The following is a 21,369-nucleotide window of genomic DNA, read 5'->3' as shown; positions in this document are numbered from 1 at the left end:
GGAAATCTGAACCACTACCTTACTTGTATAATGTAGCAAGCACACTCAAATCCACCCCTCCCCCTCAGCAACCTTCGCCGCCTCCGTCCGGTTCTTCGCATCCAGCTTATGCATAATCTCAGAAATATAATTCCGGACGGTGCCTGCTGACAAAAATAACTCGGCGGCAATTTCTTTCGTCGTCATTCCTAAAGCCGCCAATCGCAGGATTTCCTGCTCGCGTTCGGATAGCGGGTTTACCTTGCGGATGGCATCAAAGGTGAGTTCCGGGCTGAAGATTCGCTTGCCTTCCGTGCATTTTCGGATGGCGTCTGCAAGGTCGTCGATTTCTCCGTCTTTGAGCAGGTAGCCGTGGACATTGCTTTTGACGGCACGCTCGAAGTAGCCGGGGCGGGCGAATGTTGTTAATATGATAACCTTACTTTTTGAGCCTCGTTTCATCAGCTCTTCTGCCACTTCTAAGCCGCTTTTGATGGGCATTTCGATATCCATGAGGCAGACGTCCGGTTCTAGTGTGAGAATGGCGGTGAGCGCTTCTTCGCCGTTTGTCGCCTGGCCGATCACTTCCATGTCTTCTTCAAGATCAAGCAAGGCCCCCAGCGCGCTTAACAGCATTCTTTGGTCTTCGGCAATAAATAAACGAATCATTGGATTGTTTCCTTTCGTTCAGCTTTCTTTACAATCGGAACGGTGATGTTTAAAACTGTACCGTTATGGGTTGAAACGTCGAGAGCGCCGTCGATTAATGCAAGTCTTTCTTTCATTCCGCGCAAGCCGTTACCAAATGGTGTTTGCTGATCCATCCCCATTCCGTCGTCTTTGATGGTAATGCTTATTTTATCATCTGTTTGAGAGATGGAAATGGTGCAATGGGTGGCGCGGCTGTGTTTGACGATATTTGTGGCGGCTTCGCGTATACCCATGCTGACAATGTTTTGTGTGACAGGAGAGATATTTGAAAAATCGGAACCTCCCATGTATTCGAATGTGATGTCTGCAGCCCGCAGGATTTGCTGGATGTGGATGAGCTCTTCTGCGATCGTTGCCGTTTTCATATCAGACACGAGTTCCCGGACTTGTTTTAAAGCTGCTCTTGATGTGGTTTCCATTTCTCTTGCTTCTTTTCGCGCCCGTTCGGGGTCGCTGGCGATGGTACGCTGGACAAGCTGGCTTTTTAATGTCAGCAGTGAGAGAGTATGGCCAAGTGTATCATGCAGATCACGGGCAATTCGTACACGCTCCTCGCGTTTGACCAGTTCCTTAATTTGCTGATTTGCCTCATCAAGCTCTTGTTCCAGTTCCATGCGGCGGTTCATGGAGCGGATGCCGTATGGTGAAATGAGCATAATCACAAGAAAGGGCAGAAAATAAAAGAGCCGATTTAGCAGGGATGGATCTTTCAGCAGATGATAGATAAAAGGGGCGACCAATACAACAACCAGGCTGGCAAGCCCGCGCCGAAATATCTTTTTTTCCCTGTAATAGCCGATGAAGTTCGCTGAAAAAAAGCCTAAAAAGACTAAATTGATATCATAAAATACAGTGTAGATCAAAATGATCGAAAGCTGGATGGCCAGCCAATAAGTAAATAATTTTTTTTGCGGCGAAATAAAAAAAAGCTGGCGGTACGTCACTAAGAAAAGCAGCACGAGTCCAAAACCGATCAGCTGTTTGATCCCCGAGGTCTGATTCGTCAAATAAGAAATAGGCAGCAGTAAATAGATTAAAAAGATATAGGGAAAAAAGCCGTACCGTTTTGGAAACATGCTGAAGTTTTTTTTCATTCTTGTTCACACCGCTTCTTGTTTTCTTCTTATATATTTAGATAGTAGCATAACAACGATTGAATAGACTAATAGAAAGAGAATACTTTTCCAGTTTGGCATTTGACCTTGAGCGATTTCCCAGGCGCCGCTGCCATAATGATAAGACGGCAGCCAATGGCCGATATTCTGCATCATTTTTGGCATAATTTCAAGCGGCATCCACATCCCTCCGCATACGGCGAGCCCCATATACAGCACATTGCTGATTCCGGCTGCTGTATCCACTTTTTTCATCATCCCGATCAGTGTCCCGATCGCAAGAAAAGGGAGCGAGCCAAGCAGGGCCCACAATCCGCACAGGAACCATTCCAATGGGGATAAAGAAACGCCGTTAATCAAGGCGCCGGCTAAGAAGATGACTGTGATCGAAAGAATATGAATGACGCTTTGCCCCGCCATTTGAGCGATAAAATAAATGTGGTCGGGAAGAGGCGTTACGCGTATGAACGTCGACCAGCCTTGGGTCCGTTCTTGAACCATGCGGATGCCGAGCGTCATGATCGAAGAGCCCATGACGCTGAATGTTGTCATTGACATTAAATAATGCGCATTCCAAGCCGCAGGGTCGGGAGCATTCGTATTGACGACATTTGTAAAAATATAATAAAAAGCAATCGGCATGGCCAATGACCAAAAGACAAAATAGCGGTTTCGAAGCATTCTTTTGATTTCCATTCTGCATTGCATCTGAAATACATTCATTTTACATCGTCTCCTTTGCCTGTCAGCTGGCGAAACGCCTCTTCAAGGTTTCCGCGTTCAATTTGAATATCATAAGCGCCGATCTTTTCTGCGAAAATGAGTTCCAATATTTTGTCCGTATTGGCCGTGTCGATGTAAACCCGGTTGTTTTTACGAAAAATCTGTTTGATTTCCGGGTGCTGATACAGCTTTTCAAGCGACTGTTCGGGATCGACTATAAATGAAACTGAATGCTTCGATATTCTTGATTTTATTTGGAGCGGCGTCCCGTCAGCTACTATGCTGCCGTCTTTAAACAGCAAGATTCGTTGCGCGGCATCATCTGCTTCCTGTAAGTAGTGTGTAGAAAAAATGATCGTTTTTCCTTGCTCTGCGAGCGTTTGAACCGTTTGCCAAAAGCGGTTTCTTGAAGTGATATCCATTCCGACCGTGGGTTCGTCAAAGATCATCAGTTCTGGATCGCCGGCAAGCGCCAAGGCAAAGCCGAGACGCCGCTTTTGCCCACCTGACAATTTTTCCGCCTGTGTTTTTAAATCCTTGTCTGTCAAACCTGTCAACGCTCTAAGCTTTTGAAAGGATAGAGGCTTTGGGTAGTAGCTCCTAACGAGTTCGATGATTTCACCTGCACGCAAACCAGGCATGACGCTGACTTCCTGCAGCATCGTGCCGATTTTTTCACGCACCCGTTTTTCATGCGGCATGGAACCGAATAATGTGATATTGCCTGCCGTCGGTTTTAACAGCCCCAATATCATAGAAATCGTTGTTGTTTTCCCGGCGCCGTTTGGCCCTAGAATGGCTATAATTTCTCCTTTTTTAATTGAAAAATCTATCTGATTAACCGCCGTTTTTTGGCGGAATGTCTTTGTCACATTCGTCAAGCTCACAACATCGCTCATGGCTTACAGACCACCTCCTGATTTACTCATTCCATTGTATAAGCTGAGGGAGGCGGATTTTAGTAAGTGATGTCATGAAAATCGGGTGACAAATGTCATTTTTTAAAAAAATAACAGGGAGCTAGCGAACGGTGCTAAAAAGCAAATGAAGTGGGGAGATTACGGTAAGTAAACGAGCAGAGCGCCATCATAATCAACGCATCATGGAGATAGAGAGAGCGGTCTTCAATTGGGAAAGAAGCTCTCTCTACTTAAAAGGAGAGTCTCAACCATTATGATTAACCGGATACTTCCTCCCATTCTTCACAATCTTCTCTTCCACAATCTCTTTTACATCCAGTCCAAGATCGTTACATAACATGAATGAGTAGATTAAAACATCTGCGATTTCTTCACGAATGTTTTCTTTATTGGCTTTGAGTGCTTCTTCACTGCTGATCCATTGGAAGTCTTCGAGCAGCTCTGCTGCTTCGATGGAGATTGAGATGGCGAGGTCTTTTGGGTTATGGTATTGTCTCCAGTTTCGTTCATCTCTGAATTCGTTGATTGCGTTGATTAGGCTTTGGATATCGTTCATGATGATTTTCCCCTTTCTCGAGTAGCATGATATGGAGTAAATTCTCTCTTTTCAAACACAAGTTCATTCATTGTTTCAGCCTCTGAATCTCTTTTTTTAAAATAATAGTACCATATTTATGGCAGCCTATTGATATAAGTATGCAAATATTTTCCGGAGAAAGAGTCAGAAAAAGCGGCGTGCGGTTGTCACGGACTCTATGATGACAAGTAAGCAGCTATAACAAAGCGTTTTTTTGTTGAAATAAAACTTAGTAGCCAAGCCTCGATAGAAGGTGGCTGTTAATCAGATCAGAACGGCATTGGATCAAAGAATTAAACATGACCGTGAGCTGCGGAAGAAGTGTTGCTAGAACAATTTATCATGATATGGAGAAATCAGGTGGGGAGCGTATCATAAGTAAATGAGGTTTTTTTAGATTTTCACTCTAATAGATAAAAGAGGTCGTCTGAAAAGAGAAAACGCCTTCCTTTCATACCACCTCTGCAAAATGGACTACCAAAGGGTTTGATTTAATGGGTCCATTTTGAAATGAATTTTTGGAGACTCATTGGAACAGCCTCGTTTTTATGGATTTTACTTTTTCAATAGCAAATAAATAAAATAAGGTGCCCCGATTAATGAGACCATGATTCCAGCCGGTATAGTGGTTTCAATGATATTACGTCCGATTGTGTCGGCGAATAATAAGAACCAACCGCCAAGTAGAATAGCAACAGGGATAAATAGTTGATTTCTGGGTCCTACTAAAGTTTTGGCGATATGTGGGGCCATTAATCCGATAAAGGAAATACCTCCTGTGACAGAAACGGCAGCAGCCGCTAATGCGACAGCTGTTAAAAGCAAAACGATCCGCTCCCTTTCAATGGAAACCCCAACTCCAATGGTTACAGGCTCGCTTAATCCTAATAGATTTAGTCGACTTGCTTTGTACAAAGTAAACGGAATCAAGATGACTAACCAAGGCAGAAGAGCTCCAATAAATGGCCAATCCGTACCCCAAATATTACCCGCCAGCCATTTGGCGATGAAATCAACTTTTGTCCGTTCAGTAGAAGAAATAATGACAATCATAGCTCCGGAAAGTGCAGTTGAGAATCCGACTCCGATGAGGACTAAGCCTATAGGCTGCATACCACTATTTTTGTTATAGGCTAACAGATAAATGAAGAAGCCCGTTATAATCGCTCCTATAAAGCCAACAATTGGAATCATATAAACAAATGATCCAGCTTCAGTCGGGAAAAATAAAAAGAAAACGGCAATGGCAACCCCAGCACCGGAATTAATCCCAATAATGCCTGGATCCGCTAAATCATTTTTTGTGATTCCTTGCAAAATAGCACCTGATATAGCAAGTGCCATCCCAGCTAATAAAGTAATCAATATTCGAGGCAATCGAATAGAATATAATATAAATTCCTCTTTAAAGGTTCCTTGACCTAATAGAGTGTGGATGAGTCTGTCAAAAGATAAACTAGCAGACCCTATTCCCATCCCAATAATAGCTGTAGCTATGATGAGTATGAGAGAAATCGATAAAATCATTCGCTGTTTTTTAATTAATGTTGAATGTATCATGAGAGTGTTTTTCCTCCCTTTCGGACAATGATCAGGAAGAACGGTAAACCAAGCATAGCGACAATGGCTATAACAGGTGTTTCATATGGTGCATTTAAGGTACGGCCAAGTGTATCAGCAAATAGCATAAAAGTAGCTCCGCAAGTTGCAGACATTGGTAAAATAAAACGATAATCGGTTCCAACAATTGCCCGAACAATATGAGGAATCATAAGACCGATAAAGGTCATATTGCCAACCAGAGCAACAGATGCTCCCGCGAGAATGATAATGATAATAAATAGAAGGATTTTAATTCTGATGATATTTTGACCTAAGCCAACGGCAACTTCTTCATTTAAGCTGAGAATGGTAAGTTGTCTCGAGAGGAAAAAGGAAACAACAATTCCAATGATAATAAAAGGTACGATGATTCGCAGTTGATTCCAAGTTGTTCCAACCATCCCTCCTGCTGTCCACATCGAGATATCTTTAGAAATTTTAAAATAAAGGCCAAGCCCTTCAGCAATGGCGTATAAAAAGGCGGAAACAGCAGAACCCGCTAACACAATACGGAAAGGAGAGAATCCGCCTTTTTTCATCGAACCGATTCCAAAAACCAACAAGGCACCGAGTGCGGCTCCAATAAAACAGGCAACCATCGTCAAAAAGTAATTGGCTGATGGAATGAAAGCGATCGTAACAGCCAATGCTGCATAAGCCCCGGCAGATAATCCTAGTAAACCTGGATCAGCAAGTGGGTTTCTTGTTATACCTTGCATGATTGCACCAGAGACAGCAAGAGCTGCGCCAACAAAAATGGCAGCTATTTCACGAGGTAACCGAATATCACGGATAATCGAAATATGATCGCCGGTTGCAGAAGACGAAAGAGCCAACCATACATCTTCAACTGAAACGTCTGCAGCTCCAAATACCATTGCCATAAAAAACATACCAATAAACACTAGAATTCCTAAGATGAGTTTGAAGGCAAATGAGGTAAAAGATTGAGTTTTTCTTATCATAAAGCTCATCATTTTCCTTTCTTAGAATGGGAAAGGGGCTGCCCTTTGGCCAACCCCTTTCAATAGACCTCTGCTTTTCTAGTCTTAGTTTCCTAGAAACGCTTTTTTAAAGAATGCTAGTTGTTTTTCAAGTGTGATTGGGTCAGTGAATGATGCGCCTTCACCTTGCATTTCAATGACATGTCCATTTTTGACAGCTGGAATGTTCTTGTATGTGTCTGTTTCTTGGAAAGATGTATTCGCATCAGAGTACTTACTTAAAATGACATAATCTCCCGCATATTTTGGAAGCACTTCAGCTGATAACGTATAATACCCTGCTTTTAATGCGTCTTTCTTTACTTTTTCAGGCATATTTAGTTTCATCGTTTGATATAAGATTTCTGTACCGCGCGCCCAGTTATTACCGTAAACATAAAGATCTTTCCCATATGCTTCAATAACAGATACAGTTGAATCCTTGCCGATTTTTGTGCGAATATCTTCTCCGATTTCTTCTGCCCGCTGTTTAAAGTCGTCAACCCATGCTCGGGCTTCTTTTTCTTTGTTTAGTAGCTTGCCAATTTCCACGTGCTGAGTTAAATAATCTACTTTACCCCATGTATAAGTAACAGTAGGAGCGATCTCATTTAATTTGTCTAAATTTTTTACCGTTGATAACGCGATGATTAAATCTGGCTCTAATTCAATAATTTTTTCTAGGTCATCTTCTGAAACTTCTTGAACATCTTTTAACTTTTCTTTAAAGGTTGGATTGTTTTTAGACCAAGTGTCTACACCGACAACGTTGACTCCTAAATCTAACACATTTCCGGTATACCCTGAAAGCATAACAACTCTTTGCGGATCGGCTGGAACTTCGATTGGTCCTGTTTCCGCTTGGTATGTAATCGTTTTAGATTCTTTTTTTGCTGAGCCGCTATCCTTTGTTGCTGACTCTTCATTGCCGCATGCACTAATCATAAGCGTCAGCAGTAGCATAAACGGGATTAATAGTTTCTTCATGCTCATTTTCACCTCTTAATAAATTGTAAGTAACACACTTCGGTTTATTTGTTCTCGGGCCAATTTGAAAGACTTCCCGCAGTACTCGCCTCTTCACAAGCCCAGCCTTCACGACTTCGCCGTCTTTAATGCAATGATATAATCCGAAAAAAACGAGCAGCTCGATGTAAATCATGTCCGTCTCCCGTACAAGAGCCATAGCAATTCAAACACATTGGCGCTGACCTCAGGATATGGTTGTTCCTTTTTATCTGGAATCGTTACACAGAGATTTTTTACAATTAAACGTCCTCCAGAGCCAGTATTTAATTCTTCAGTAAATAGCTGTATGAACAGCAGAATGAAAATAAATAAACGATAATGATTATCAATATCAACAATAAATATATATTTCATTTTTCAATATGTCAATGTAAAAATTGTGTCCTTATCATAGTACCCTCATGAAAGTGAAAACTTTTAGAAAGAAAAAATTAATTATGATGAAAACAAGTTTAATAACTTATCATTGATAATCAATTACGAATGATGTTTGGGAGTGAACGGTGATGAATCAACAGGATGATATTCAACCTTTTATAGCGGGTTAAGAGAGATGAAGCTAATTGAATATTGGCCGAAACTTGGCGGGGAAATCCTTGTTTATTTGTAGAAAATAATTTGGGATGTTAATGGATTGACCGTTGATCCAACAGTGGGGTATTGAATGAAAAAATAGAATTGATACTCATTTTTTCTAAGTGCGACGTCAGGTCAAAATCATTATACAAGGAGGGCTTTTGAAAGGAAAGTCGGTCGTCTGTATTTCGACTATGAAAGGCCCTGAGAAGTACCCTTTGTTTCTGTTGAATAACAGTCACAAAGTGTTGATGAAAAGAGCGGTGTTTCACTTTATAGGAATCAAGAAAATGCGGTTAGACATATACCCGGCGCTGGCGAGATTGTTGTTCAGTGTGATAAGGATCGTGACAACGTCATCTTCACGGTTCGAGATACTTGGCAGGGACTCTCCCCGGAGGAGCTTCGCCGTGTATTTGAGCCCTTGTATCGCGGGGAAGCATCAAGAAGCCGGTCGACCGGAGGAGCCGGGGTGGGGTTGACGATTTCACAAAGGATCATGAGACGGCACGGAGGCGATCTGACGGCGGGAAATGATCCTGAAGGAGGCGCGCTGCTGGAAGGATGGCTTCCCTTGGAAAGAGAAAAGCTATGCTGAAAACTCAGCAATAGCTTTTTTGATAGATTAGTTGCGAATCAGGTAATCAAACGCCCCTAATGCGGTATTTGCCCTCGATCCCATCGAAATAATGATTTGGTTGTACGGGCCGTCTGTGCAGTCGCCGGCCGCGAATAAGCCGGGGGTGCTTGTTTGCCGCGTTTATCGACTGCGATTTCGCCGATGCGGTTGCACTCGACTGATCCGTCTAACCACTCTGTGTTTGGCACGAGACCGATTTTGACGAAGACAGCTTGGAGTTCAACGTGTTGTTCTTCGCCTGTTTCACGATCCATGTAAGTGATGCCGTTTACGTTTAGGTCACCTGTAATTTCTTTCATTTGTACATGTTTCACTACAGTCGCGTTTGACAGGCTGTAGAGGCGTTTTTGCAGGACTTCCTCTGCTTTCAGCTCCGGTGCGAACTCAAGAACAGTGACATGGTTGACGATGCCTGCGAGATCAATCGCCGCTTACTTATCTATGAACGAGCAGAAAAGCAGACCTTGTTAGCAATTTGCTGTACGAAGTGGAAAACCGTCAAAAAGAGCCCAGAGAATGATCCCTGAACTCCACATTTCCTCACTTCATATACCGATACTCCCGCAATCTCTCCAAAATAGCTACTTCCTTCAAGAGTTCCTCACCAACATTCGTTTCCTTTACTTTCTTCCGCTCAAGCTCTTTATCCACTAATCGCTTCACCGTTAAGACATCAGTTCCGGTGCTCAGCACTTCCGCCTTGGAATTAAAGTGTTTATGGGCGACGAGCTGCATGCCGTAGGAGTTGTATAACAGCGTGTAGCCGGCGATACCTGTTGTCGATTGGTAGGCTTTGGAGAAGCCGCCGTCGATGACGATCATTTTTCCGTTTGCTTTGATCGGATCTTCTCCTTCGATTTCTTTTACCGGTGTATGGCCGTTGATGATATGGCCATGATCCGGGTTGAGGCCGAATTCTTTCAGGATGTTTCGGCAGGTTGCCTCGTCTTCACGCAAATAGTAATACGGGTTTTTCTTCTCTTTATGTGTTTCCTTCTCTTTAATGAAATACCGCTCAAAGGTCGTCATAGCGCGTTTTCCAAAAAGGGAGGAGTGCTCGCCTGTCCATAAATACCAGACCATATCTGTCGCCAGATCATCGGTTTCTTCCGGGTGGGCAAACGCTTCCCGCAAGAATCGTTCAAATACATCAAGCAGCTCACGGCCCGCATACGGTTTATCCTCAATCATCATCGTTTCCATATTGCCGTTTTCATCAACTGGAATACAGCCGTGAATCAACAGGTTGCCGTTATATTTTAAATAAAGGCTGCCTTTTTTCATCATAAAATTCATATGGCGGCCCAGCTTTTCGGAATGCTGGACAGAGAATAGCAGCTTGTCTATGACTTCTGCTTCTTCTTCTAATAGCTGATCTGGCTGCTCCGGATTCACTGTCGCAAAGCAGGTGTTTTCCAGCTGATATGTTTTTCCGTGCAGCGTGATTTCGTTTTTGTCGTAATCTATTTTCTCTAATAACAGCCGCTCTTCCATATTAAAGTTCGGCCGTCTCTTGATAATCGGGCTTTCAAGCTTGAATTGGATCATCGCAATCGCTTGATGAATTTTTGTGATTTGCTTAATCTCATCTTCCGGTCTGTTTTCGTCTGCTTTCGGACGGAAAGATGGGTTATCATCGTAATATTTTTCGGCAAGGTTCAAGAGCGGTCTCAGATTGATGCCGTACACGTCTTCAATAATATCCAAGTTGTCATAGCGGGCACAGATGCGGATAATATTTGCCAGGCATACTTTAGAGCCTGAATAAGCGCCTATCCAAAGGACATCGTGATTTCCCCACTGAATATCGACTGAATGATAGTTGATTAGTTCTTCCATAATCTGATCCGGCTGCGGTCCGCGGTCGTAAATATCGCCGACAACATGCAGATGGTCGACAACCAATCGCTGCGTGCTATATGCAAGACCGGTGATCAGCTTATCAGCTTGGCCAAGCGCAATGATCTGATCTACGATTTTGGAGTAATACTGTTCTTTGTTGGCAGCTTCTTCTGTTTTATACAGCAGCTCCTCCGTAATATAAGCAAACTGAGAGGGCAGTGCTTTGCGTAATTTGGAGCGGGTATACTTGGAAGAGCAATAAGATACAAGCTTAATCATTCGATTAATCGTTTCTTTATACCAATCGTTTAACAATGCTTTCGTATCGTAATTATGTTTTATTAACTTCAGTTTGTCTTCCGGATAATACACTAATGCTGCTAATTCATCAATTTCTCTATCATAAATGACACCGCTGAAAATATCGCGTATCTTCTCTTTTACTCTTCCTGAACCATTCCGCAGCACGTGCTGGAATGCCTGGTATTCCCCGTGCAAATCACTGACAAAATGCTCGGTGCCTTTCGGCAGGTTCAGTATCGCTTTCAAATTAATGATTTCCGTTACCACTTTTGCTTCACAATCGTATTTTTGTGCGAGTAAATCTAAATATTTGGTTTCCAAAATCGTCCATCCCCTTTTTAGAATAGGAGCTGTCCCCCTATGTACGAGCATTTGCATGATAAGGTGATTTTAAAAGTATGACATTATTTTTAAATAATTGACCTTTATATGATAGTACCGCATAACTCCTTTTTGAGACAATCAAAACGAGGGAAAGAGGCGCTGAGATGAGCGGAGAGAAAGCTTGAGAAGGCTTCTTTAACATTAATCGGACACCGCATTTCAGCTTAGGAAGTAACCCGGCTTTGGCTTGGTCATTTTTCTATCGCAGGATTGTCTCGTTTTCAGAAATGAGAGGAATGAAAACTCAATACGTAGCAGGCCATGATTACTGTGGGTCGTACTTATAGCAGGGGAAGCTTCTGAAGAGACCGCGGAAGGGTTTTATAATCTTAAGCAGTATTTGTCGTGCTGATGATTGTCAGCGGCACAAATATGATTTGTTATTCTTATGACCACGAGATTGGAGGACATCCGGTCTCTTTGTTATGGGGCTTTTTATCATCGTCAAGAACTTGACCACCGAAGCGTTCAGCGGCAATCCCTGTGCGGATGCCTTTACAGGCAGGGTGGATAGCTGCATTTGCACCAGCCGTACCAGTAGTCGTCAATAAGGTTTACGGTAAAAAAATAACAGCACCTTCAAATTTGATGGAGAGGTGCTGTTTTGTTATTTGAATGCATGAATGGTTGTTGTTTTTGCTTTGTGCTGAATTTGCTTTTTTGCTCAACCAAGTTTTTCTTATCCGAATAAAGAAAAAGAATGATCAAATACGAAAAATGACTGAATTCCGGCACTTACGCTTTTTACTTTAATATTCTCCTTTAATGACAAAGTAGGAGCCCCTAATGGTTCCAGCTAATTTAGACTTCTGCCTAGCGAACTTAAACTTCCCTTCTAACTCCTTTGGTACCTCCATCCCCTCAGAAAGCTTAAACCCAACGGCCCGCTTTTTAGGATCATCAATCGTATACATGACGTTGACTGCAAGACCATCCTCATAAAAAACATAGGCAATTTTGATATTTTCCACTTGAAAACGCGACGTTTCTAAAGGTTTGGCCGCAAACTCAATATCACGTTCTTCTTTCAAAATTCGGTTCACATAATCAAGGGTCTCGCAGGACTCGCTGGCTGGTACAACCGTAAATTCATGCTTGTATTTGTTCATAAAGTAACGGGCTTCATTAGCACGTAAACCAGCAAGTGCTTCTGCTGCAGGTGAAGCTTCTAATCCAACCGTAGAGACATTTTTAAAATCAACGATATAGGACAATTCCAGCGCTCCTTTATCTTTTTATTTCTTAACAACAGGAATCCACATTTCACCGAATACTAAGCCGTTTCGCTGCCCCATCTCAACCGTTGCATTCGGCCCGCCAACATAGGCAAAATTCTTTGCTTCCGGCAAGACTTGACCGAAGGCAATGCCAGTAAGCTTATTACTCAACTCATCAGCCGTCTTCCCTTCCCCTTTAACAACCAGGTATTCCCCCTTAGGAAATTGGATAACTCTGGTTTCTCCTGCCACCGACGCCTCTGCCTCTGTCATCACGCCAGCATAATGCATCATCTTGTTGTTTACCGCTTCGTTCACGGCAAAAATATAGTCATTTGTAGCTATGGCTTTTAAAGTGTCAAGCCTTCCATCTTGTTTGACGGCCGCCCAAAAGTCTGCCTTTTCCTTATTTATGCCAGCAGAATCTGTGTAATCGCTCTCAAGCTCCGTTCCAATACCAAAAACGGTAAAGCTGTCTTTTTCCTCCAGCGTGTAATTTTTCATATTCAAAACCTTCCTTTTTTTAAAATAATCAAATGATTTGTCTTTTCACTTGATGCGTTTATAATAACCTTAAATCATGTCAAAAAATGATACTGTTTAGGAGGCCCCGATGAAAAAAGTTGAACGGATTAATATCATCATGCGGTATATCAACAACCGCGCCCACTTTACAATTTCTGAAATCATGCAGGAATTTCACATCTCTCGTTCGACAGCTATCAGGGATATCAGGGAAATTGAAGCTATGGGGATGCCGCTTGTTGCTGAAGTTGGAAGGAGCGGGGGTTATTTTGTCATGAACCACTCTGTCCTGCCTGCTGTTCGCTTTACCGATCATGAGATTAAAGCTCTTTTTATCGCTTTTATGGCTACAAGAAATCAACAACTCCCTTATCTAAAGAGCCGTCAGTCTTTAGCTGAAAAATTACTGGGCCTTATCTCAGAAAACCAGCAAGAGGCCCTGGTTTTTTTAAATCGAATCTTGCTTTTTGAAGGGACAAACCCCAATAATCCCGACCTGCTTGAGCTTTCAGATCTCCCCCATCCCATGTTAGAAAAACTCATCCAGCTCCTTCTTTTGGATAGCTATTTATTGATTACCATCAAAGAAGAGAAGGTAATAAAGACTTATCCCATTTATCTTCTGCACCTTTATCATGAAAAAGGCCTTTGGCTGATTGAAGGCTTTGACTTAAAGGATGAAAGGAGGAGGATTTTCCCTGTGGACAATCTTACCAATGTCAAACCATACGCTGTGAAAAAAAGAATAAGTAAGAAAAAGATTTTAGAGAAACTAGGTAAGCAGGAAGAAGTAATCAACCTTGTCCTTGAACTTGGTCCACAGGCGATTGCCCAATTCAAAAAATATCATCCTTTAAAAATTTCAATTTCCTATACGAATCCTTATCAAACCGCAGCCATTCTAAAGACTTTTATCAATGTGAATCATCCCGAAGAATTGTCCGAAATAACAAATTGGCTGCTTTTCCTAGGTGAAGATATCAAGGTCAGGGAAGTACCAGAAGAAGTATTAGAAGGTTTACAAGAGAGATTATGCTTATTCTGCCCATGAGCAGTGCCAGTTAAACCCCAATTTTCGAAAGGATTCCGTAATAGAAGCTGATTTATAAACCAGGTGAAAATATTGTCGCTAGTATAGGTGAGTTTAAGAATACTAGCGTTAACTATAAATAGAACCATTGACAAATCACTCAACCTCTATTAAAATTAAAAGTTATCCGATAGTAATTATCTCTATCGAAAAACTCAATACATGCAAGCTATGATTGCTGTGGGTCGCACTACAGCAGGAGCAGCTTCTGGAGAGACCGCGGAATTCTGCGGCGCCGAAGGGTTCACAATCTCAGGCAAAAGGACAGAAGAGTACCGAATATGTATTTGTCGTGCTGATGATTGTCAGCGGCACAAATATATTTTGATATTCTTATGACCGCGAGATTGGAGGACATCCAATCTCTTTTTTTATGGGCTTTTTTACTGCTCGTCGTTCACTAGAGAGGTAAGGAGGAGTTTGATGTGGAACAGCGGGAATTAAAGAGGGACTTATCCAATCGGCACGTACAGCTTATCGCTATTGGCGGGACGATTGGCACCGGGTTGTTTTTAGGCTCCGGTAAGGCGATTCAATTGGCGGGTCCTTCTATCATCTTTGCGTATTTCATTGTAGGTATTGCGCTTTTTTTCGTGATGCGGGCGCTGGGAGAATTGCTGTTATCTAAAGCGGGTTATCAATCGTTAACCGATATTGCCGAGGAGTATCTGGGGCCGCGTGCGGCGTTTGTCACCGGGTGGACCTATTGGTTTTGCTGGATTATGACGGCTATGGCGGATGTGATTGCCGTCGGTGTCTATGTGAAATATTGGTTTGATATTCCGCAGTGGGTCCCTGCACTTATCTGTTTACTCATTTTATTAGGGCTCAATCTGTTGACTGTCAAGCTTTTTGGAGAATTGGAATTTTGGTTCGCTTTAATAAAGGTGATCACGATTCTTGCGTTAATTGTCATCGGTGTTATTTTGCTGGTGATCGGGTTTAAGACGCATACAGGAACGGTTTCGGTTACCAACCTTTGGGCGCATGGCGGTTTGTTTCCAAACGGATTTTCAGGCTTTTTGCTTTCTTTCCAAATGGTGATCTTTGCATATGTCGGTGTGGAATTAGTAGGTGTATCGGCGGCGGAAACGTCGAACCCGAAAAAAAATATTCCATCGGCTATTAATAAAATTCCTTTACGGATTTTATTTTTCTACGTCGGCGCGCTTATCGTCTTATTATGTATTAACCCTTGGATGGAACTGAATGCAGCGGAAAGTCCTTTTGTGAAAACCTTCAGCTTAGTCGGCATCCCGCTTGCCGCGGGAATCATTAATTTTGTTGTATTAACGTCAGCCGCGTCTGCTTGTAACAGCGGGATGTTTTCAACAAGCCGGATTCTGTACAATTTAAGTAAAATGAAACAGGGCCCGGCCAATTTTGCGAAGCTGAATAAAAACCATGTGCCGAGTCACGCGTTATGGGTATCAACCATTGTCCTGTCAGCAGGAGCGCTATTAAGCAAACTGATACCGGAACAAGCCTTTGGGATCGTGACAACCATCAGCGCGATTTGTTTCATATGGGTGTGGGGTGTGATTCTTGTCAGCCATATTAGATACAGGAAAACCCGTCCGCACTTACACGCAGCATCAACATTCAAAGCGCCATTCGCGCCGTTTATCAATTATGTTGTCCTGGCGATGTTTGCGGTCATTCTCATGATTATGCTGTATGCGGATGCGACTCGCCCGGCCTTGCTGCTGACTCCTCTATGGTTTATTGTATTGTTTATTTTATTTTGGATGAAAAAAAACAGGACAAAAAGAACATGATGAGTCAAATTAAATCTCTTGAAAAAGACGGTGTACTGCATGCAGTATGCCGTCTTTATTTTTGATTAACCGTTTCCTTTTATAGGTTTATATTTAATGTAGACATGAGAACGAGAGGAATGGAGTCATGGAATACAATTCATACATGAATGGACAATCGCAATATCCCGCTTGGTCCTATCCGTACAATTTGATCATATGGAAAGCGTTTGTCGGCCATGATGTGAAGTCCCATTTATATGGGTTATAACATAAAAAAGCGCCATACTGCCGTTTAAGCAGCATAGCGCCTTTCGTGTTAGTTCCGGATCAAATAATCAAACGCCCCTAATGCGGCATTTGCCCCCGATCCCATTGAAATAATGATTTGGTTATATGGTCCGTCTGTGCAGTCGCCGGCAGCGAATAGGCCAGGGATGGTTGTTTCGCCGCGTTTGTCGACTGCGATTTCGCCGATGCGGTTGCGTTCGACGGTTTTAGGGAGCCATTCCGTGTTCGGCACAAGACCGATTTGGACGAAGACGCCTTGGAGCTCGACGTGTTTTTCTTCTCCTGTTTCACGGTCAACGTAAGTGATGCCGTTTACGTTTTCATCACCCGTGATTTCTTTTGTTTGGGCGTTTTTCACGACAGTCACGTTAGGGAGACTGTAGAGACGTTTTTGCAGAACTTCGTCTGCTTTCAGCTCCGGTGCGAACTCAAGAACAGTCACGTGGTTGACGATACCTGCAAGGTCAATCGCTGCTTCGATACCGGAGTTCCCGCCGCCGATGACGGCGACGTCTTTGCCTTCAAACAACGGTCCGTCACAGTGAGGGCAGTATGCGACACCTTTGTTTTTGAACTCTTGTTCGCCAGGTACGCCGATATTGCGCCAGCGTGCGCCAGTTGACAGAATGACGGTTTTGCTTTTCAGAACAGCGCCGTTTTCGAGTTCAAGATGGAAAAGATCTTTTTTCTCGAGACCTTTTGCGCGTTGCAGGTTCATGACGTCGATCTCGTAATCCTTCACGTGTTCTTCAAGGCTTGCCGCAAGCTTCGGCCCTTCGGTGCGCTTCACGCTGATGAAGTTCTCGATGCTCATCGTGTCAAGGACTTGGCCGCCGAAGCGTTCGGCAACGATTCCTGTGCGGATGCCTTTGCGCGCCGCATAGATTGCTGCGCTTGCACCGGCAGGTCCGCCTCCGACAACGAGTACATCGAACGGATCTTTATCAGAAAGCTCAGATGCATCTGTGCCGCTGCCCATTTTCGCAAGAATTTCTTCAAGCGTCATTCGGCCGCTTCCAAAGGATTCGCCGTTCAAGTATACGGTCGGCACAGCCATAATGTTTTTGCTTTCGACTTCTGACTTGTATGCCGCACCATCGATCATCGTGTGCGTGATGTTCGGGTTGAGCACGCTCATCATGTTCAATGCCTGCACAACGTCCGGGCAGTTGTGGCATGTGAGGCTGATATAAGATTCGAAGCGGTATTCGCCGCTGATGTTCTTGATTTGATCGATGATTTTTTGATCGACTTTCGGCGGTCGGCCGCTTACTTGCAAGAGTGCCAGCACCAAAGATGTGAATTCGTGACCGAGCGGAACTCCGGCGAATGTGACGCCTGTTTCTTCTCCGGCACGATTGACGCTGAAGCTTGGCGTTCTGTCGAGCTGCGCCTTTTCAACAGTGATTTTTGATGACATGGAAGCCAGCTCTTCTACAAGAGCCAGCATATCCTTAGAGACACTGTCATCGCCTGTACTGACTTTAAGGACGATGTCATTTTCAATCATCTGCATGTATTGGTTTAATTGTGCTTTGATATTTGCTTCAAGTACCAATTGAATGCACTCCTTAGATTTTGCCTACTAGGTCAAGGCTTGGTGTCAGTGTTTCAGAACCTTCTTCCCATTTAGCCGGGCAAACTTCGCCTGGGTTTTGGCGGACGTATTGAGCCGCTTTTACTTTGTTGATCAGGGTGCTTGCATCACGGCCGATACCGCCTGCGTTAATTTCAACAGCTTGGATCACACCGTCCGGATCGATGATGAATGTTCCGCGGTCAGCAAGACCTTCTTCTTCGTTCAGCACTTCAAAGTTGCGGGAGATCGTTTGAGACGGGTCGCCGATCATCGCGTAAGTGATTTTGCCGATTTTCTCAGAGCTATCATGCCATCCTTTATGTACGAAGTGAGTGTCTGTAGAAACAGAGTATACTTCGACACCAAGTTCTTTTAGGGCAGCATATTCGTTTTGAAGGTCTTCAAGCTCAGTCGGGCAAACAAATGAGAAATCTGCTGGATAGAAGCAGAAAATGCTCCATTGGCCTTTTAGATCTTCGTGTGTAACATCGATAAACTCACCGTTTTTGTAAGCTTTCGCTGCGAATGGTTGTACTTCTTTTCCGATTAGAGACATAATATCGTCCTCCTGAATGTAGTTTAAGAGAAATAAAAATTGTAAACTTTATTTCTCTGTAATTATTATAATTATATACAAATTATCAAGTAATAAATATTTTTTGTCAAGGGGAAAGCCCGTTAATTTTTTGTTAAGTATTTCAGCTAAAGAAAAGAGTTGGAGTTTCGTAACTTTCATATAGTATGATTGGCACAAATGGTAGAGTAGTGAGAATGAAGAGTCCTAATTGAAAACGAAAAGCCGTCGGAATGACGGCTTCTTTGGCTAAACTCCTTTATATGCGGAACGGTAAATCTCAGCAAGCTCCGAAACGAGCGGCAGCTTCGGATTGGCTGTCGTACACTGATCTTCAAAGGCGCGTTCGGCCATGAGATCCACTTTGCTTTCGAATGCGGCAGCATCCACGCCGTTTTGTTTAATGCTCATCGGAATTTTAAGCTCTTTGGCGAGCGAGATAATCTCCTGGATCAGGCTTTCAACGCCTTCTGCAGTTGTTTTTGCAGGCAGGCCGAGCGTTCTGGCAATCTCCGCGTAGCGCTGATCGGCTATGAAGTGGCTGTATTTAGGAAATGCCGTGAACTTTTTCGGCTTTTCTGCATTATAGCGGATCACGTGCGGCAGAAGGATGGCGTTTGCCCGTCCATGAGCGATGTGAAACTCCGCGCCAAGCTTATGGGCTAAGCTGTGGTTGATGCCAAGGAAGGCATTGGAAAACGCCATTCCGGCAATCGTTGATGCATTATGCACTTTTTCGCGGGCCAGCTCGTCGCTGCCGTTTTTGTATGCTCTAGGCAGGTATTCGAAGATCAGCTGGATGGCCTTCATGGCCAAGCCGTCTGTATAGTCGTTAGCCATGCACGATACGTATGATTCAATTGCGTGTGTTAATACGTCCATTCCTGTGTCAGCCGTAATATGTTTCGGCACGGTCATGACAAATTGCGGGTCAATGATCGCGACGTCCGGCGTTAATTCATAGTCGGCCAGCGGATACTTCGTATTCGTTTCTTTGTCTGTAATGACAGAGAATGACGTGACTTCAGAGCCTGTGCCTGATGTCGTCGGGATCGCGACGAATTTTGCTTTTTCGCCCAGTTTCGGGTATTTGACAATGCGCTTGCGGATGTCCAGGAATTTTTGCTTTAATCCAAAGAATTCAGCATCCGGGTGCTCATAGAACAACCACATTCCTTTTGCGGCATCCATTGCAGAACCTCCGCCGAGGGCGATGATGACATCCGGCTGGAATTTGGCCATCATGTCGACGCCGTTCATCACCGTTTCGATTGAAGGATCAGGCTCGACATCAGAAAAAATTTCACAATGAACGTAATCCGGGCGCCTTCTTAAGTAGTGTAGGACGCGGTCTACATATCCGAGTTTCACCATCCCCGGATCAGTCACAATCAACGCTTTTGAGATGTCAGGCATTTTCGCTAAATATTGGGTTGCGTGTTTTTCAAAATAGATTTTTGGAGGAACTTTAAACCACTGCATATTGACATTCCTTTTCGCCACTTTTTTCGTGTTGATTAAATGAACAGCTCCAACGTTTGACGAGACGGAGTTTCCGCCATATGTGCCGCATCCGAGTGTTAAAGAAGGCATATAGGCGTTGTAAATGTCGCCGATCGCCCCTTGTGACGACGGTGCATTGACGATGATCCGCCCGGCTTTCATCCGTAATCCGAATTCTTTAACGGCTTCTTGATCGTTCGTATGAATTACCGCCGAGTGGCCGGTTCCACCGAACGCGAGCATGTCTTCGGCGCGTTTTAATCCCTCTTGAATTCCGCTGACTTTGTAGCACGCTAAAACAGGGCTCAGTTTTTCCCTGGAAAGCGGGTAATCCGGACCTACGCCTTCTAATTCGGCGATGAGGATTTTTGTATCTTGAGGCACTTTGACACCGGCCATTTCAGCGATTTTGAATGCCGGCATGCCGACGATATCAGCGTTTACCGCGCAAGTATTTTCATTGATGACCAATTTCTCGACCTTTGATTTTTCGGTTTCATTTAAGAAATAGCAGTTGTTTCTTGTCATTTCGACTTTGACGTCTGAGTAGATGTCTTTGTCTATGATGACGGCCTGCTCTGATGCGCAAATCATGCCGTTGTCAAATGTTTTGGATAAGATCAGATCATTGACGGCTTGCTTCAGGTTGGCAGACTTCTCGATGTAGCACGGAACGTTTCCAGGTCCGACACCAAGGGCCGGTTTTCCGGAGCTGTACGCTGATTTCACCATGCCGGCGCCCCCTGTTGCGAGGATCAGGGAAACGTTCGGGTGGGTCATTAAGGCTTGAGTTGCATTCAGCGAAGGCGTTTCAATCCATTGGATACAGTTGTCTGGTGCTCCTGCTTTGACGGCTGCGTTCCGAAGGATTCTCGCCGCTTCGCGGCTGCATTTTTGGGCCGATGGATGGAAAGCAAACACGATAGGGTTTCTTGTTTTGATCGCTATCAGGGACTTGAACATTGTAGTGGAAGTAGGGTTGGTCACCGGCGTCACCCCGGCGATGACACCGACAGGCTCCGCGATTTCAATGACTCCGTCGTGTTCGTTTTCATTGATGATGCCCACTGTTTTATCGTATTTGATATGATGGTAGACATACTCTGTGGCAAACATGTTTTTAATGATTTTATCTTCATAAACGCCGCGCTTCGTTTCTTCGACGGCAAGTTTGGCGAGAGGCATGTGCTGATCAAGGCCGGCAAGCGCCATCTGTTTGACGATCTCATCAATCTGCTCCTGATCAAAGCTGCGGAATTCTTCCAATGCCTTTAGGCCTTTTTCGACTAGCTGATCAACCATGGTTGAGGCATTTTGCTTTTGTTTCATTTCCTTTTCTTCGATTGCCATTGTAAACCCTCCAGTGAATGAATAGGAATTTGATTACAACAGGATGTTCAGGGATGAATGATGCGGACATTGTTTGTGAAACATTTCACAAGTGGAGTT

The 21,369-nt window shown here is 43.7% G+C and carries 17 protein-coding genes, 6 pseudogenes and 1 riboswitch; of the genes and pseudogenes, 6 read left to right on the top strand and 17 right to left on the bottom strand.

What is annotated here, in order from left to right:
* Positions 1–45: 45 nt before the first annotated feature.
* The 9 genes and pseudogenes from M1D67_RS22035 to M1D67_RS21995 form a co-directional block, all read right to left on the bottom strand.
* On the bottom strand, positions 46–648 hold the full coding sequence (locus M1D67_RS22035) for a response regulator transcription factor (RefSeq protein WP_479831517.1): 603 nt from the start codon (positions 646–648) through the stop codon (positions 46–48).
* On the bottom strand, positions 645–1,784 hold the full coding sequence (locus M1D67_RS22030; RefSeq protein ID WP_035338104.1) for a sensor histidine kinase: 1,140 nt from the start codon (positions 1,782–1,784) through the stop codon (positions 645–647). The genes M1D67_RS22035 and M1D67_RS22030 overlap by 4 nt, the downstream gene beginning before the upstream one ends.
* A 6-nt stretch (positions 1,785–1,790) precedes the next feature.
* A complete protein-coding gene (locus M1D67_RS22025) occupies positions 1,791–2,528 on the bottom strand; it encodes an ABC transporter permease (RefSeq protein WP_144497493.1) in 738 nt (245 codons plus the stop codon).
* The gene (locus tag M1D67_RS22020) at positions 2,525–3,427 is read right to left on the bottom strand and encodes an ABC transporter ATP-binding protein (RefSeq protein ID WP_035338100.1); all 903 of its coding nucleotides are present in this window, start codon (positions 3,425–3,427) and stop codon (positions 2,525–2,527) included. Before M1D67_RS22020 ends, M1D67_RS22025 begins: the two co-directional genes overlap by 4 nt.
* A gap of 265 nt (positions 3,428–3,692) precedes the next feature.
* A complete protein-coding gene (locus M1D67_RS22015) occupies positions 3,693–4,004 on the bottom strand; it encodes a nucleotide pyrophosphohydrolase (protein WP_073425180.1) in 312 nt (103 codons plus the stop codon).
* A 576-nt stretch (positions 4,005–4,580) separates the two neighbouring features.
* Positions 4,581–5,585, bottom strand: coding sequence for a FecCD family ABC transporter permease (locus tag M1D67_RS22010; protein ID WP_216919098.1), 1,005 nt, complete (start codon positions 5,583–5,585; stop codon positions 4,581–4,583).
* Positions 5,582–6,592, bottom strand: coding sequence for a FecCD family ABC transporter permease (locus tag M1D67_RS22005; RefSeq protein ID WP_035339312.1), 1,011 nt, complete (start codon positions 6,590–6,592; stop codon positions 5,582–5,584). Before M1D67_RS22005 ends, M1D67_RS22010 begins: the two co-directional genes overlap by 4 nt.
* Positions 6,593–6,676: 84 nt before the next feature.
* Positions 6,677–7,597: an iron-hydroxamate ABC transporter substrate-binding protein gene (locus M1D67_RS22000; protein WP_041817479.1), complete on the bottom strand. Its 921-nt coding sequence runs from the start codon at positions 7,595–7,597 to the stop codon at positions 6,677–6,679.
* Positions 7,548–7,773: pseudogene (locus M1D67_RS21995) on the bottom strand (iron-enterobactin transporter ATP-binding protein); the annotation flags it as partial. The gene M1D67_RS22000 and the pseudogene M1D67_RS21995, both read right to left, overlap by 50 nt.
* A 389-nt stretch (positions 7,774–8,162) precedes the next feature.
* Between M1D67_RS21995 and M1D67_RS21990 the strand changes: the two are divergent.
* The 3 pseudogenes from M1D67_RS21990 to M1D67_RS21980 form a co-directional block, all read left to right on the top strand.
* Positions 8,163–8,369 (top strand): annotated as a pseudogene (locus M1D67_RS21990) (thioredoxin reductase); the annotation flags it as partial.
* Positions 8,368–8,511 (top strand): annotated as a pseudogene (locus tag M1D67_RS21985) (NAD(P)H-dependent oxidoreductase); the annotation flags it as partial. The pseudogenes M1D67_RS21990 and M1D67_RS21985, both read left to right, overlap by 2 nt.
* Positions 8,502–8,813 (top strand): annotated as a pseudogene (locus M1D67_RS21980) (sensor histidine kinase); the annotation flags it as partial. The pseudogenes M1D67_RS21985 and M1D67_RS21980, both read left to right, overlap by 10 nt.
* A 27-nt stretch (positions 8,814–8,840) precedes the next feature.
* On the opposite strand, the pseudogene M1D67_RS21975 reads toward M1D67_RS21980, so the two are convergent.
* The 5 genes and pseudogenes from M1D67_RS21975 to M1D67_RS21955 form a co-directional block, all read right to left on the bottom strand.
* Positions 8,841–9,286, bottom strand: a pseudogene (locus M1D67_RS21975) (FAD-dependent oxidoreductase); the annotation flags it as partial.
* A gap of 109 nt (positions 9,287–9,395) precedes the next feature.
* Positions 9,396–11,321 (bottom strand): fructose-1,6-bisphosphatase, encoded by a 1,926-nt coding sequence (gene fbp / locus M1D67_RS21970; protein WP_128822247.1) that lies wholly within the window; start codon positions 11,319–11,321, stop codon positions 9,396–9,398.
* A 506-nt stretch (positions 11,322–11,827) separates the two neighbouring features.
* A pseudogene (locus M1D67_RS21965) lies at positions 11,828–11,920 on the bottom strand (hypothetical protein); the annotation flags it as partial.
* A 213-nt stretch (positions 11,921–12,133) separates the two neighbouring features.
* Positions 12,134–12,598 carry a hypothetical protein gene (locus tag M1D67_RS21960; protein WP_023856840.1) on the bottom strand — a complete coding sequence of 155 codons (465 nt, stop codon included), beginning with the start codon at positions 12,596–12,598 and terminating at the stop codon, positions 12,134–12,136.
* Positions 12,599–12,619: 21 nt separating this feature from the next.
* Positions 12,620–13,105: a GyrI-like domain-containing protein gene (locus tag M1D67_RS21955; protein ID WP_020453595.1), complete on the bottom strand. Its 486-nt coding sequence runs from the start codon at positions 13,103–13,105 to the stop codon at positions 12,620–12,622.
* Between the two features lie 109 nt (positions 13,106–13,214).
* Between M1D67_RS21955 and M1D67_RS21950 the strand changes: the two genes are divergently transcribed.
* The 3 genes from M1D67_RS21950 (at position 13,215) to M1D67_RS21940 (ending at position 16,244) form a co-directional block, all read left to right on the top strand.
* Positions 13,215–14,177, top strand: coding sequence for a helix-turn-helix transcriptional regulator (locus tag M1D67_RS21950; RefSeq protein WP_020453594.1), 963 nt, complete (start codon positions 13,215–13,217; stop codon positions 14,175–14,177).
* 237 nt (positions 14,178–14,414) lie between these two features.
* A riboswitch (glycine riboswitch) is annotated at positions 14,415–14,494 on the top strand.
* Positions 14,495–14,641: 147 nt separating this feature from the next.
* Positions 14,642–15,994: an amino acid permease gene (locus M1D67_RS21945; RefSeq protein ID WP_075212819.1), complete on the top strand. Its 1,353-nt coding sequence runs from the start codon at positions 14,642–14,644 to the stop codon at positions 15,992–15,994.
* Between the two features lie 127 nt (positions 15,995–16,121).
* Positions 16,122–16,244 carry a hypothetical protein gene (locus M1D67_RS21940; protein ID WP_256163442.1) on the top strand — a complete coding sequence of 41 codons (123 nt, stop codon included), beginning with the start codon at positions 16,122–16,124 and terminating at the stop codon, positions 16,242–16,244.
* Positions 16,245–16,292: 48 nt separating this feature from the next.
* On the opposite strand, the gene ahpF is transcribed toward M1D67_RS21940, so the two are convergent.
* The 3 genes from ahpF to adhE all read right to left on the bottom strand — a co-directional run bounded on the left by ahpF (position 16,293) and on the right by adhE (position 21,270).
* Positions 16,293–17,822, bottom strand: coding sequence for an alkyl hydroperoxide reductase subunit F (ahpF, locus tag M1D67_RS21935; protein WP_318602529.1), 1,530 nt, complete (start codon positions 17,820–17,822; stop codon positions 16,293–16,295).
* 13 nt (positions 17,823–17,835) lie between these two features.
* Complete coding sequence (ahpC, locus tag M1D67_RS21930) at positions 17,836–18,399, bottom strand: alkyl hydroperoxide reductase subunit C (protein WP_020453590.1); 564 nt, start codon at positions 18,397–18,399, stop codon at positions 17,836–17,838.
* A 267-nt stretch (positions 18,400–18,666) separates the two neighbouring features.
* Complete coding sequence (adhE, locus tag M1D67_RS21925) at positions 18,667–21,270, bottom strand: bifunctional acetaldehyde-CoA/alcohol dehydrogenase (RefSeq protein WP_026580397.1); 2,604 nt, start codon at positions 21,268–21,270, stop codon at positions 18,667–18,669.
* Positions 21,271–21,369 lie beyond the last annotated feature (99 nt).

This window comes from Bacillus sp. PK6-025 (genome assembly GCF_056530265.1).
The sequence above is the reverse complement of the archived record's forward strand: the minus strand, read 5'-3'. Positions and strand labels throughout refer to the sequence as shown.